The organism is Flavobacterium psychroterrae, from assembly GCF_018380615.1.
GTDB classification, from domain to species: Bacteria; Bacteroidota; Bacteroidia; order Flavobacteriales; family Flavobacteriaceae; genus Flavobacterium; species Flavobacterium psychroterrae.
In genome coordinates this window covers 106857-119851 of sequence record NZ_JAGYVZ010000013.1, presented here as the reverse complement: position 1 = coordinate 119851, position 12995 = coordinate 106857, and the positions used below count along the sequence as shown (strand labels likewise).

The 12995-nt window shown below is 31.5% G+C and carries 14 protein-coding genes; 9 read left to right on the top strand and 5 right to left on the bottom strand.

Annotated elements, in window-relative coordinates; genetic code table 11:
• Nucleotides 1–23 precede the first annotated feature (23 nt).
• Both aroQ and KHA90_RS14840 read right to left on the bottom strand, forming a co-directional pair.
• On the bottom strand, nucleotides 24–437 hold the full coding sequence (gene aroQ, locus KHA90_RS14845) for a type II 3-dehydroquinate dehydratase (protein WP_213301865.1): 414 nt from the start codon (nucleotides 435–437) through the stop codon (nucleotides 24–26).
• Nucleotides 438–706: 269 nt separating this feature from the next.
• A complete protein-coding gene (locus tag KHA90_RS14840; protein WP_213301862.1) occupies nucleotides 707–1273 on the bottom strand; it encodes a porin family protein in 567 nt (188 codons plus the stop codon).
• A 286-nt stretch (nucleotides 1274–1559) separates the two neighbouring features.
• On the opposite strand from KHA90_RS14840, the gene KHA90_RS14835 reads away from it, so the two are divergent.
• From KHA90_RS14835 to KHA90_RS14800, 8 genes are all read left to right on the top strand, one after another.
• Nucleotides 1560–2075 (top strand): porin family protein, encoded by a 516-nt coding sequence (locus KHA90_RS14835; protein WP_213301859.1) that lies wholly within the window; start codon nucleotides 1560–1562, stop codon nucleotides 2073–2075.
• A 211-nt stretch (nucleotides 2076–2286) separates the two neighbouring features.
• A complete protein-coding gene (locus KHA90_RS14830; RefSeq protein ID WP_213301856.1) occupies nucleotides 2287–2871 on the top strand; it encodes a porin family protein in 585 nt (194 codons plus the stop codon).
• Between the two features lie 185 nt (nucleotides 2872–3056).
• Nucleotides 3057–3620, top strand: a complete 564-nt coding sequence (locus tag KHA90_RS14825; RefSeq protein ID WP_213301852.1) for a porin family protein — start codon at nucleotides 3057–3059, stop codon at nucleotides 3618–3620.
• A gap of 179 nt (nucleotides 3621–3799) precedes the next feature.
• Nucleotides 3800–4408 carry a porin family protein gene (locus tag KHA90_RS14820; RefSeq protein ID WP_213301849.1) on the top strand — a complete coding sequence of 203 codons (609 nt, stop codon included), beginning with the start codon at nucleotides 3800–3802 and terminating at the stop codon, nucleotides 4406–4408.
• A gap of 134 nt (nucleotides 4409–4542) precedes the next feature.
• Nucleotides 4543–5166 carry a porin family protein gene (locus KHA90_RS14815; RefSeq protein WP_213301846.1) on the top strand — a complete coding sequence of 208 codons (624 nt, stop codon included), beginning with the start codon at nucleotides 4543–4545 and terminating at the stop codon, nucleotides 5164–5166.
• 115 nt (nucleotides 5167–5281) lie between these two features.
• Complete coding sequence (locus KHA90_RS14810; protein ID WP_213301843.1) at nucleotides 5282–5902, top strand: porin family protein; 621 nt, start codon at nucleotides 5282–5284, stop codon at nucleotides 5900–5902.
• 79 nt (nucleotides 5903–5981) lie between these two features.
• Nucleotides 5982–6878 (top strand): site-specific tyrosine recombinase XerD, encoded by an 897-nt coding sequence (gene xerD / locus KHA90_RS14805; protein ID WP_213301840.1) that lies wholly within the window; start codon nucleotides 5982–5984, stop codon nucleotides 6876–6878.
• A gap of 140 nt (nucleotides 6879–7018) precedes the next feature.
• On the top strand, nucleotides 7019–8539 hold the full coding sequence (locus tag KHA90_RS14800) for a sensor histidine kinase (RefSeq protein WP_213301836.1): 1521 nt from the start codon (nucleotides 7019–7021) through the stop codon (nucleotides 8537–8539).
• A 218-nt stretch (nucleotides 8540–8757) separates the two neighbouring features.
• On the opposite strand, the gene rny is transcribed toward KHA90_RS14800, so the two are convergent.
• From rny to KHA90_RS14785, 3 genes are all read right to left on the bottom strand, one after another.
• Entirely contained in the window at nucleotides 8758–10320 is a 1563-nt protein-coding gene (gene rny, locus KHA90_RS14795; RefSeq protein ID WP_213301821.1) for a ribonuclease Y, read from the bottom strand.
• 209 nt (nucleotides 10321–10529) lie between these two features.
• Nucleotides 10530–10823 (bottom strand): cell division protein ZapA, encoded by a 294-nt coding sequence (locus KHA90_RS14790; RefSeq protein ID WP_213301807.1) that lies wholly within the window; start codon nucleotides 10821–10823, stop codon nucleotides 10530–10532.
• A 5-nt stretch (nucleotides 10824–10828) separates the two neighbouring features.
• Nucleotides 10829–11119 carry a hypothetical protein gene (locus KHA90_RS14785; RefSeq protein WP_055091878.1) on the bottom strand — a complete coding sequence of 97 codons (291 nt, stop codon included), beginning with the start codon at nucleotides 11117–11119 and terminating at the stop codon, nucleotides 10829–10831.
• A 170-nt stretch (nucleotides 11120–11289) separates the two neighbouring features.
• On the opposite strand from KHA90_RS14785, the gene KHA90_RS14780 reads away from it, so the two are divergent.
• Complete coding sequence (locus KHA90_RS14780; RefSeq protein ID WP_379785507.1) at nucleotides 11290–12993, top strand: M23 family metallopeptidase; 1704 nt, start codon at nucleotides 11290–11292, stop codon at nucleotides 12991–12993.
• Nucleotides 12994–12995 lie beyond the last annotated feature (2 nt).

The following is a 12995-nucleotide window of genomic DNA, read 5'->3' as shown; positions in this document are numbered from 1 at the left end:
GTCAGGCAGAACGAAGTCAAAGCTTACAAAAAAGATTGAATAGCTAATTCGTAGCTTTTTAATCCAAAACCTAAAATAACTCCTTTTGCATTTCCGGACAAATACGATTGATGTCTAAAGCTTTCGCGCGCATAAGTATTTGAGATATGAACTTCGATAACGGGAGTTGTAACGGCCTTTATTGCATCGCCCAAACCTATTGAAGTATGCGTATAAGCGCCGGCATTCAGAATAATTCCGTCAAAAGAAAAACCAACTTCCTGAATTTTTCCAATTAATTCACCTTCAATATTACTTTGATAATAAGAAAGTTCGATGTTAGGAAATTTGGTTTGCAACGTTTCAAAATAATCTTCAAAAGTTTGACTTCCGTAAACTTCAGGTTCTCTTTTTCCTAATAGATTCAAATTGGGTCCGTTGATTATGCAGATTTTCATATTTAAAGGTATATTTTTCGAGTTAAAACATTTAGATTTTTTTAAACCATATAAGAAATATAAGTTCAATTAAGCTAAATTAATTCTTCAATAACATTGCTTTGATTTTGTAATTGACATTGCCATTGATTCTTGCATTGCCATTGAAATTGAAATTGACATTGCCATTGAAATTGATATTGAAATTGACATTGCCATTGAACTTGGTAAAAATAAAAAAACCGTTCTAATTAATAGAACGGTTTTTATAAAAGTATGTGATATTCTTTTTAGAACAAGAATCCAGCAGAAAGCTGAACTACTGAATTTGTAACATTAGCATTAGAAGAAACATCTGTTAATCCTAAACTATAGCGACCTTGTACAAATATACTTTTAGTGATTTTTAATCCTAAACCTGCGTTAATAGCAAAATCAAAAGTATTAGCATCTTCAAAATCTACTTTGTTTTTTTGGCTTACTAAAAATGAAGCTTGTGGTCCAACTTCTAAGCTTAATGATTTTGTAACGTAGATTTTAGCCATTACAGGAATAGATAAATAAGCTAATTCATTTTTAAAATCTTCCTGAGCATCAGCAAATTTGTAAGTTGCTCCTTGAGTAGAATATAAAAGCTCTGGTTGAATAGCGAATTTTTCTAATAATTTTATTTCTGCAACCACACCCACATGATAGCTAGTAATTCCATCTTTATCAAATGCCACACCGTCTAATGATGCATCTCCAGGCTGGCTAGCAAAGTTAACCCCTGCCTTAACTCCAAATTGTACTAATTGTGCTTGTATTGTAGCTGATGTTGCAATGAACAAAACAGCTGCTAAAATTATTTTTTTCATAAAAGTGTTTTTTTAAAATTTGGTATTTTTAAATGTATCTATTAGTCAAAACTACATTATTTTGATTTTATTGTTTTATTAATCGGATTAAATAATTTATAAAATTAACATCTATTTGTGATTTTTTAGAGCGTAATTTTATGATTTTAGTTTTAATGTGCTGAAATCCAGATAATTGTTTGTAATTAAATTCTGTCTTATTTTAATACTTCGTTGGCTTATAGCGGACATTATTTAACAAGTATAAGATTAGTTTTATAAGATAATAACAAACAAAAAACGAACTATGAAAAAAATTATTTTAGCTGCGATTGCAGTAATGACAGTTAGTTTTGCTAATGCACAAGAGCAAACTAAAAAAGGAAAGTACCTTATTGAAGGAAATACTTCTTTTGGAGCAACCGGAACAGGAAACACAGGTTTTGCATTAAGATCTGAGGATGGAACAACTTCATGGAATATTGGCGCTGAAGGCGGATATTTTGTAATGGATAATTTAGCTGTAAAAGCCGGATTAGGTTACGGTGATAATGGTCAGGATTATGCAAGTTCTATTTTTTCTTATAAAGTAGGAGCAAAGTATTATGTAATCAATAAAATTCCTGTTGAGCTTTCATATACCGGAGCAAGTATTAAAGATGCAGATGAAAATCCATCTTACTTAGGAATTCAGGGAGGTTACGCATGGTTCATTGGAAAAAATGTTTCTGTTGAGCCTGGACTTCGTTATAACATAACTTTAAACGAAGATTATGGTAAAGATGTTTTACAATTCAACATTGGTTTTGCATTGCATTTCTAACACTTTTATAAAGTAATAATTATTAAAACCTTTCTATTATCAGGAAGGTTTTTTCTTTTATGCTTGTTTAAGATGTAACAAATAAAAATGCATAAGTTTGTTTTTAGTAGGATTAAGTCTCTAGTTACCACTTTATTTGTTAAAATACAAGTTCTTTTTTGGGAAGTATATTTTTATATTTGATTATTAAATTTAATCAAAACTTATAAAAATGAAAAAAATAATTTTATCTGCAATTGCAGTAATGGCATTTGGATTTACAAATGCACAATCAACTAGATTTGGAGTAAAAGGAGGATTAAACCTTTCTAATATCGTAGGAGGAGATGTTGAAGATAGTAAATCTTTGGTAGGCTTTCACGTTGGAGGTTTTGCTGAAATCAAAATAACTGACAAGTTTGCTATCCAACCAGAACTTTTATATTCTGCACAAGGAAGTACATTTGAAACTGGACCGCTATTTGGAGACATTGATGTCAAATTAAATTATTTGAATATTCCTGTTTTAGCTAAATACTATATTGTTCCAAAATTTAGTGTTGAAGCAGGTCCTCAACTTGGTGTTTTATTATCTGCAAAATCTGAAGGTGAAGATGTTAAAGATGGATTTAAATCTGTAGATTTTGGATTTAATGTAGGAGCTGGATTCTACTTTACTGAAAATCTTTCAATTAATCTTCGTTACACAATTGGTATATCACCAATTGCTGAAAATTCAGATGTTGATAACGAAGAGGAGTACTATGACAGTGCTAAAAACAGCAACCTTGCATTATCTTTAGCATATAAATTCTAAAATACACAATTTTATAAAAAACAAGCCTTCCAAACATGGGAGGCTTTTTTTATTAGCATTAATTAACAATAATTTTATTTTAACATAATTGTATTCGATTATAAAAATTTTTGTTAAAAAAATTACTTTTTTCCCTTTCTATAGTTTTATATTTGCGCCATTAATTTTAACCATAAACAAATAAAATGAAGAAGATTATTTTATGTGCTATTGCAATAATGGCATTCGGGTTTGCAAATGCCCAAAAAACTCGATTTGGAGTAAAAGGAGGTCTTAATATTGCTACTATTGGTGGTGCTGATGAGTCTAATGCATTAGTAGGTTTTCAATTAGGTGGTTTTGCAGAAATCAATGTTTGGAAAAAATTATTCATTCAGCCAGAACTTTTGTTTTCTGCTCAGGGAGCTAAATTTGATGGATATAATGGTGAGCGTGATTATACGGTAAATTTAAACTATATCAATGTTCCTGTATTAGCTAAATACTATATTACGAAACAATTTAGTGTTGAAGCCGGACCACAACTTGGATTGTTAGTTTCCAGTAAAAATATTGAAGATGAAAAATCAGTTGATGTTGCCTTTAATTTAGGAGCAGGATATAATTTCACAGATAATTTCTCTGTTGGTATTCGTTATACTATTGGTTTGTCTAATGTTTACGATTACAACGATCGTTTTGATGGATATTATTATGATAATAGATATACAAATAACGTTTTAGCATTAACTGCGGCGTACAAATTCTAAACAGTAATTCTAGATATTGTAAAAACCTTCCCTAATCAGGAAGGTTTTTTTATTCCCTAAAAAAGTCTTTTTAATAAGATTTTGCGCCTAGTTACTACAAAGAATGTTAAAATACAAATAATTTTTTGGGAAGTATATTTTTATTTGCTCCGGATTAATTTAACCAAAAACAAATAACAATGAAAAAAGTTCTTTTATCTGCAGTTGCAGTTATGGCATTTATGAGTGTTAGCGCTCAAGAAACAAGATTTGGAGTTAAAGCTGGTGCAAACCTTTCTACATTTGGTGGAGATGCTGAAGATGCTAAATCTTTAGTAGGTTTTCAAGTTGGTGGTTTTGCTGAAATCAAACTAACTGATAAATTTGCAATTCAACCTGAGATCTTATTCTCAACTCAAGGTGCAAAAAGTGAAGAATCAGGTTTAGGGTATAGTTATGAAGACAAAATACTTTTAAGCTATTTAAATATTCCAGTTATGGCTAAATATTATGTAGCGGAAAAATTTAGTGTTGAGGCAGGTCCACAAATTGGATTTTTGTTAAGTGCAAAAGACAAATATGAATTTTCTGATAATGGAATGTCTGATTCTGGTAAACAAGACGTTAAAGATAATTACGAATCAATTGATTTTGGAGTAAACTTTGGTGCAGGATATGATTTTACTGAAAATCTTTCTGTAGGTCTACGTTACAATCTTGGTTTATCAAATATTGCTAAAACAGAAGATGGTGAAGATTTCAAAATGAATAACAGCGTTTTCTCTTTATCTGTTGGATATAAATTCTAATCTAATTAGATATTTCATACTAATAAACCTTCCTTTAATCAGGAAGGTTTTTTTTGTTAAAAAAGCATTTATATAATTTTTTATTGCTTTTTAATATTTTGTAAAATGATAATAATAATAATAATAAAGTAAAGATGAAAAAAGTTCTTTTATCTGCAATTGCAGTTATGGCATTTACATTTGCTAGTGCACAAGATGTAAAATTTGGTATTAAAGGAGGCTTGAATGTCTCAAACTTTTCTGGAGATACAGACGGTATAGATTTGGCATCTAGAGTTGGATTTAATATAGGGGGTTTTGTAGAAATAAAATTATCGGAAAAATTTGCTTTACAACCAGAACTTCTATATTCTACTCAAGGAGCAAAATTTAAGAATGTAGGGGCAGAAGTTGATGGAAACTTTTATACAGGTGATGTCAACTTTAATTTGGGATATATTAATGTACCAGTTATGTTTAGATACTACGCAACAGAAAAGTTTTCAGTTGAATTAGGTCCTCAAATTGGATTTTTGACTTCTGCTAAAACTAAAACGAAATTAGATGGTTTTAGTCGAACGAATGAAATGGATGTAAAAGATATGTTTAAATCGACCGATTTTGGCTTAAACTTTGGTGCTGGATATTATTTAACAGAAAATATTTCTGTTGGGGCGAGATATAACTTAGGATTATCTAATATTATCAAAACTGAGGCTGAAGATAGTGACAAAGTACATAATGGAGTATTTTCGTTATCTGTTGGATATAAATTCTAATTATTTTTTCCGAATATATTATAAAACCTTCCTTAATCCGGAAGGTTTTTTATTATTTCATTTTTATATTGAAAGAAAAAGACTACTTTTACACATCAATGAATTAAGTATGAAAATGAAAAAAGTTATTTTATGTATGATTGCCATTATAGTATTTGGATTTGCAAACGCACAAGAAACGAAATTTGGATTAAAAGGTGGTGGAAATATTTCCAATTTCTTGGGAGACGTTAATGGTTTCAAATCAAGGGTTGGATTCAATGTTGGTGTTTTTGTAGAGATTAAATTATTGAAAAATTTTTCAATTCAACCAGAAATATTATATTCACAACAAGGCGCAAAATTAAAATATGCAGGTAACTTTTATGATGGAAATAATTATCAATATTATAAAACCAAACTTATGTATAATTTAGGTTACATTAATGTGCCAATAATGTTTAAATATTATGCAATTGAAAAGTTAGCTATAGAGGCAGGACCGCAGATTGGATTTTTAGTTAGTGCAAATGGTAAAACAAAAGTTAATGGTTTGAATACAGACATTAGCATTAAAGATTTTTATAAAACAATTGATTTTGGCTTAAACTTGGGTGCTGTATATGATTTTACAAAAAATATTTCTGTTGGGGCGAGATATAACCTAGGATTATCTAATATTATCAAAACTGAGGCTGAAGAAAGTGACAAAGTACATAATGGAGTTTTCTCGTTATCTTTAGGGTATAAATTCTAATTATTTTTTCCGAATATATTATAAAGCCTTCCTTAATCCGGAAGGTTTTTTTATGCCTAAAAATGTTTTACTTTGTAGTATGAATTGGAATAGGTATATAAAAGATTATCAGTCGTATTTAAGAATCGAAAGAGGGTTGTCTAAAAATACAATCGAAAACTATGGTTTTGATATTGAGCGTTTATGTCTTTTTTTAGAAACCAATCAAATCGAAGTTTCACCTTTAAAAATTACAGATGAAACTTTACAGCAATTTATTTATGCAGTTGCCAAAGAAGTAAATCCCCGTTCGCAAGCAAGAATCATATCGGGATTAAAAAGCTTTTTTGGTTACTTAATTTTTGAAGATTATAGAAATGATAATCCTTTAGAATTAATCGAAACACCAAAAACAGGTCGGAAATTACCGGATACTTTATCCGTTAAGGAAATTGATTCGCTTATTGCTGCTATCGATTTGAGTTCTAATGAAGGCGAGAGAAATCGGGCAATGTTAGAAACACTTTATGGTTGCGGACTTCGGGTTTCGGAATTGGTTTCGCTAAAAATTTCAGATTTATTTTTTGATGAAGGATTTATAAAAATTACCGGAAAAGGAAATAAAGAACGTTTTGTCCCTATTGGGAAACTGACTCAAAAATACATGCAGATTTACCAAAAAGAAGTTCGCGTAAATCTCAATATAAAAAAAGGTTGTGAAGATACTTTGTTTTTAAACCGAAGAGGGAATCAGCTCACGCGCGCAATGATTTTTACGATTATTAAAGACTTGGCAGTAAAAGTAGGGTTGAATAAAAATATCAGTCCGCATACTTTACGACATTCTTTTGCAACCCATTTACTTGAAAATGGTGCCGATTTAAGATCTATTCAATTAATGTTAGGTCATGAATCGATTACAACTACCGAAATTTATGTGCATTTAGACAGGAGTTTCTTAAAGGAAGTAATGCATTCGTATCATCCACGAAAATAATATTCTACGTAAAACGCTCATTTTTAATGTAAAAATCAATATATTGTGTGATATTTTGTGTTAATAGAGAAATTAAAAAGTAGGAATTAGATCTTTTGTTGAGATTATCTTAAATAATTGAATCTACAAATAAGTGATGTATGGTTTTTGATTTATATGGAAATGAGGATTGCTTAGATGTAAATAATTTTTATAAAAAGTTATTGGCAGAAATGCCTGATTTGCTTTTTCAATTTGTTATTGATTGTGATAATAATTATTCTTTTCCCCTTGTTAGTAAATCTGCCCACGAAATTTTTGAACTTACAGCTGAAGTGTTCTCTAATGACGCCAAATTAATTATTTTTAATAGAATTCATCCTCAGGATCGTGATCTGTTTTTTCAATCTTTGGTTAAAGCGCGAAGAGAAGTAAAACCCTGGCATGCTGAATTTAGGGCGATTTTGCCTAAAAAAGGATTGCGATGGTTTAAAGTTTCTTCTAAAACCGAATTATCTTTAGAGGGTTGTGTTAGCTTTTATGGACATGTTTCTGATATTACAGAATTAAAAGACAAGGAAGAAAAACTTCGAATATCCGAAGAACGCTTTCAGTTTGCCCTTGATGCCTCGACAGCCGGAATCTGGGATTGGGATATGGTCACTAATAATGTTTTTTATTCCTCCCTCTCGCTAAAAATTTTAGAAGTAGAATCCTGTGATATTTTTGATGATCCGGAGCGTTGGGATAAAATTGTTCATCCTGATGATCTCACAAAATACTACTCAGATATTCAGGAACATTTTGATAATAAGATTCCGTACTACGAAAATTATCATCGCGTAATGACTTCGAGTGGTAATTACAAATGGATTTTAGACCGCGGAAAAGTAATTAAAAGAGATGAAAACGGTAAGCCATTACGTGTAATTGGAACGCATACAGATGTTTCTTCGCAAAAGGAAAAAGAGTTGGAGCTTTTAAAAACGATGAAACTTTACAGTGATCAAAATAGCCGACTGGTTAATTTTTCGCATATCGTTTCTCATAATTTAAATACTCAGGCAGGAAATATAAAATCGATTTTAGACTTCATTGACGCTGATGTCGAAAGACAAACGGTGAACGAAATGCTGGAACATTTGCGAACAGTTTCGAATGATTTAAATGATACAATTGCAAATCTAACTCAGATTGTAAAAACACAAAGTAATATTAATATTGCTGTTATACCACTAAAGCTTTGTGATTATATCGATAAAACAATCTCAACGATTAAAGGATTTGATAAACAAAAAAATGTTTCGATAATAAATAACGTTCCTAAATATCTAACGGTTAACTTTAATCCTGCTTACATGGAAAGTGTTTTGTTGAACTTTGCAACAAATGCGATAAAATATGCACATCCGGACAGAGATCCCGTTATAATTTTTGATTTTGGCATTGAGCCGGAAGGTTATAAATCATTAAAAATTACAGATAATGGATTAGGAATTGATCTCAATGTTTACGGTGAGTTATTATTCGGGATGTATAAAACATTTCATAAACATCAGGAAGCTCGAGGAATTGGTCTTTATATTACCAGAAATCAAATTGAAGCCATGAAAGGCAGTATTTCTGTAGAAAGTGAAGTTGGAGTAGGAACAAGCTTTAAAATTATCTTTAATGATGTTTAAAGTGATTTAAATTGTGAGTATTTTTAAAACACATTTTTTAGTTCAATCTAGTAATTCTGAGGAAGGAAGAATTTCACAAGTTGCTCCATACAGAGGCGAACTCAAACTTTGTAGAGTTACTCATGGAGATTCTTCGTTTCTCAGAACGACAAGATTGCGTTAAAAAAAGAGAGGCTGTCCTTTTGGGACAGCCTCTCTTTTTTATATTGTTTGGAGAATTACTTCGCAATATTCACTGCTCTTGTTTCTCTAATTACAGTAACTTTTACCTGACCTGGATAAGTCATTTCGGTTTGGATTTTTTGTGAAATTTCAAAAGATAAGTTTGCTGCATTATCATCAGAAACTTTTTCGCTTTCTACAATCACACGAAGTTCTCTACCAGCCTGGATTGCGTATGCATTTTTTACACCGCTAAATCCGTAAGCAACTTCTTCAAGATCTTTTAAACGTTGAATGTATGAATCTAAAACCTGACGTCTTGCTCCTGGTCTTGCACCTGAAATGGCGTCACAAACCTGAACGATTGGAGAAAGTAATGATTTCATTTCAATCTCGTCGTGGTGAGCTCCAATTGCATTACAAACTTCTTCTTTTTCACCATATTTCTCCGCCCATTGCATTCCTAATAATGCGTGAGGTAAATCACTTTCAGTATCCGGAACTTTACCAATATCGTGAAGTAAACCTGCTCTTTTAGCCAGTTTTACATTCAAGCCTAATTCGGCCGCCATGATACCACAAAGTTTAGAAACCTCTCTGGAGTGTTGTAATAAGTTTTGTCCGTAAGATGAACGGTATTTCATTCTACCTACAACTTTAATCAATTCAGGGTGTAAACCGTGAATTCCTAAGTCGATAACAGTACGTTTACCAACTTCAATAATTTCGTCGTCGATTTGTTTCGCTGTTTTAGCAACAACTTCCTCGATTCTTGCTGGGTGAATACGTCCGTCAGTTACCAATTTGTGCAATGCCAAACGAGCAATTTCTCTACGAACAGGATCAAAACAAGAAAGGATAATAGCTTCCGGTGTATCATCAACAATGATTTCAACTCCCGTTGCAGCTTCAAGCGCTCTAATGTTACGACCTTCACGACCAATAATTCTACCTTTAACATCATCAGATTCGATGTTGAAAACAGATACGCAATTTTCAACTGCTTCTTCAGTTCCAACTCTTTGGATTGTATTAATGATGATTTTCTTGGCTTCTTGCTGTGCAGTAAGTTTTGCCTCTTCAATTGTATCCTGAATGTGAGACATTGCTTTGCTTTTAGCCTCGGCTTTTAAGCCTTCTACTAATTGTTCTTTTGCTTCTTCGGCAGAAAGTCCTGAAATCGCTTCAAGTTGTTGTAATTGACTTTTGTGTAACTTATCAACTTCAGCTTGTTTTTTGTCTAAAACCTCAATTTTGTTGTTGTATTCTAATGTTTTAGCTTCAAAATCGTCGTTAACTTTCTTGGCTTTTGAAAGCTCATTTGAAATTTGAGATTCCTTATCACGTACTCTTTTTTCTACTTCGGCTACTTTTTTATCTCGGGATAAAATTACTTGTTCGTGTTCAGATTTTAATTCTATGAATTTTTCTTTTGCCTGAAGGATTTTATCTTTTTTAATGTTTTCAGCTTCTAAATTGGCATCTTTTAATATGGAAGAGGCTTCTTTTTTTGCATTTTTGATTAAGTTAGAAATATTGCTTTTTTCGATAATTTTAGCGATTGCAAAACCTGCTGCAATCCCTACAATACCTGAAATAATGATCGTTATGATGTCCATGTTTGTTAAAATTTATATATAAAAAAAAGCCTACATTAATTGCTTGAATAAACTCGTAAAGACAAGTTTTGAGCTAACTCGCTGTTCAAGTTTCCGTGCAAAAGCATGGCATACTATAGTAGCGAAGATTCACTCACTTTAATTTGTTAGTGTTGAGTTTACCAATTGTGAACTAATGTAGGCAGTATCTTAGTTTCTGTAAAGAACGTTTAATTTTCGAGATATTGATCTAATAGCGAATTTAATCTTTTAATTCTTTCAATGGTTTCTTCGCCATCGATTGCGTTATCAATTTGTTTTTGTTCTACTTGTGATGCAAATTGCAAAGCACACATAGCCAGAACATCTTGTTTATCACGAACCGCGTAACTTTCTTCGAATTGCTTAATCATAGCATCAATTTTTTTAGAAGCACTTCTAAGTCCTTCTTCCTGAACAGGTTCAACCGTTAACGGGTAAACTCGGTCTGCAACTGATATCTTAATTCTAAGCTTTCCGTCCATGTTTTCTAATCTGATAGTTGTGCTATACAGTAATCAATTTCGCGAATTAATGAATTTATTTTAAGCTTTGTCTCTCTCTTGTTATTGTCGCTGCCAAGCAACGAATTGGCTATCTTAAGTGTGTCATATTGCTTTTTCAAAGCCTCCATTTCTTCAGATTGTTTCTGGATAATTTGCGCAGCTTTGGCTAATTCTAATCGTAAAACCTGATTGTTCTTCTCCAAACCTTTTGATTTCTCAAAAAGCTTTTCGACTTTATATTCAAGAGTATCAATTATTTCTGCAATTACACTCATTGTAAATCCTATTCATTACTTAATCATACAAAGTTAGTATTCCTTTTTATTAATGCAATTTTTTATCGATTTTTTTACATTAAAAATAACCAATTATATGAAATTCAATCAATTGTATTTTTGTAGCTTTATACTCGGTTTTCGCCTCTTATTTTTTTATCTTAGCAAAAATGTTGCTTATGAAAATGACTGTACTTTCCGTGTTTTTTTGTTCCTTTATATTTGCTCAGACTCAATATCCAAAGGGAGATTTTAGTCCGCCGCTTGATATTCCTATGCAATTGTCGGGGAATTTTGGGGAACTTAGACCCAATCATTTTCATGCCGGTTTCGATTTAAAAACAAATCAAAGAGAAGGTTTAAATGTGTATGCAATTGGCGATGGATATGTTTCCAGAATCAAAATTTCAACTTACGGAAACGGTAAATGTATTTATATTACGCATCCAAATGGGTACACTTCGGTTTATGGACATTTGCAAACGCCTGTAGGTGAAATCCAGAATTATGTTACAAAAACGCATTATAAAGAGCAGGCTTATGAAATTGAAATGTTCCTTAAACCTAATGAATTACCAGTTATAAAAGGACAAATAATAGGGCTTTCAGGCAATACAGGTTCATCAGAAGGACCGCATTTGCATTTTGAAATCCGTGATTCTAAAACAGAATTTGTGATTAATCCGATATTCTTTGGTTTTGATAAAAATATAAAAGACACTAAAAAGCCCACAATTTCAAGCGTTTATGTTTATCCGTTAGACAATTCGACCGTCAATCAGTCCAAACAGCCATTATTGCTGAATCTTGTGCTTCAAAAAGACGGAACTTATTTAGCAAGCAAAGTAAAGGCGAACGGGAAAATTGGTTTCGGAATTTCTGCTGTTGACTTTGATGATGTTTCATTTAATAAAAATGGCGTTTTTAATGTATCTACATTTTTTAACGGAAATCAAAATTACAATTATCAGTTCAATACCTACTCATTTGATGAAATGCGCTATATAAATGCATTTATTGATTATTATAAATATAAAAAATCAGGTCAGCGCGTTCAAAAACTGTTCATGAAAACGCCTTTTGCCCTGAGTATTATTAAAACGGATTCGCTTCGTGGAATTATTTCGGTCGAGCCGAATTTAGCTTCAACCTACAGAATTGAAGTTTCGGATTACTTCGGGAATTTAAATTCAGTTACGATTCCTATTGAATATGATTCGGCAACGCCAATTGTTTCAGCCGAACCTGTAGTTTCTAAATATTTTATAAAAATCAATAAAGACGCGATTTTTGAAAAAGAGAATATGTCAGTATTTTTTCCTGCAGGAACTTTTTACGATGATTTTAATTTGAATTTTGACGTAAAAAATAATCGCATTTACATTCATGATGATACCGTTCCCGTTCATTCAAATTTTACAATTACAATAAAAGATGATTCTTATCCCGAAAATTTAAGAGATAAACTTTTCATTGGAAAATTTAGCGGAAACAGCGCCAGCCATAATGGTACAGTAAGAAAAGGCGACGTTTTTACAGCAAAAGCAAAAATATTGGGACAATATGGATTAGTTCTGGATACGATTGCGCCAAAAATTACTATCGCTAAACCTATTGAAGGCAAATGGATTAGTGATGTTAAAAAAATACAGTTCACTATTAGCGACAGTTCATCAGGAATTAAATCCTATAACGGTTACTTAAACGGAAAATGGATTTTGTTTGAATATGAAAATAAAACCAAAAAAATCACACACACTTTTGATGATACAATTGTTGCCGAAGGTGCCAATGATTTAAAAATAGAAGTGATTGATAATGTGGGTAATTCTGCTATCTTTGAAACTCATTTTTTTAGAAGCCAACAAAAATAAAA

What these genes read in the sequence shown, in the direction of transcription:
- rny (WP_213301821.1), bottom strand. Translation starts at nt 10,320, where the DNA reads ATGGACATCATAACGATCATTATTTCAGGTATTGTAGGGATTGCAGCA.
- KHA90_RS14815 (WP_213301846.1), top strand. Translation starts at nt 4,543, where the DNA reads ATGAAAAAAGTTCTTTTATCTGCAATTGCAGTTATGGCATTTACATTT.
- KHA90_RS14785 (WP_055091878.1), bottom strand. Translation starts at nt 11,119, where the DNA reads ATGAGTGTAATTGCAGAAATAATTGATACTCTTGAATATAAAGTCGAA.
- KHA90_RS14835 (WP_213301859.1), top strand. Translation starts at nt 1,560, where the DNA reads ATGAAAAAAATTATTTTAGCTGCGATTGCAGTAATGACAGTTAGTTTT.
- KHA90_RS14840 (WP_213301862.1), bottom strand. Translation starts at nt 1,273, where the DNA reads ATGAAAAAAATAATTTTAGCAGCTGTTTTGTTCATTGCAACATCAGCT.
- KHA90_RS14790 (WP_213301807.1), bottom strand. Translation starts at nt 10,823, where the DNA reads ATGGACGGAAAGCTTAGAATTAAGATATCAGTTGCAGACCGAGTTTAC.
- aroQ (WP_213301865.1), bottom strand. Translation starts at nt 437, where the DNA reads ATGAAAATCTGCATAATCAACGGACCCAATTTGAATCTATTAGGAAAA.
- KHA90_RS14820 (WP_213301849.1), top strand. Translation starts at nt 3,800, where the DNA reads ATGAAAAAAGTTCTTTTATCTGCAGTTGCAGTTATGGCATTTATGAGT.
- xerD (WP_213301840.1), top strand. Translation starts at nt 5,982, where the DNA reads ATGAATTGGAATAGGTATATAAAAGATTATCAGTCGTATTTAAGAATC.
- KHA90_RS14800 (WP_213301836.1), top strand. Translation starts at nt 7,019, where the DNA reads ATGGTTTTTGATTTATATGGAAATGAGGATTGCTTAGATGTAAATAAT.
- KHA90_RS14810 (WP_213301843.1), top strand. Translation starts at nt 5,282, where the DNA reads ATGAAAAAAGTTATTTTATGTATGATTGCCATTATAGTATTTGGATTT.
- KHA90_RS14830 (WP_213301856.1), top strand. Translation starts at nt 2,287, where the DNA reads ATGAAAAAAATAATTTTATCTGCAATTGCAGTAATGGCATTTGGATTT.
- KHA90_RS14780 (WP_379785507.1), top strand. Translation starts at nt 11,290, where the DNA reads ATGTTGCTTATGAAAATGACTGTACTTTCCGTGTTTTTTTGTTCCTTT.
- KHA90_RS14825 (WP_213301852.1), top strand. Translation starts at nt 3,057, where the DNA reads ATGAAGAAGATTATTTTATGTGCTATTGCAATAATGGCATTCGGGTTT.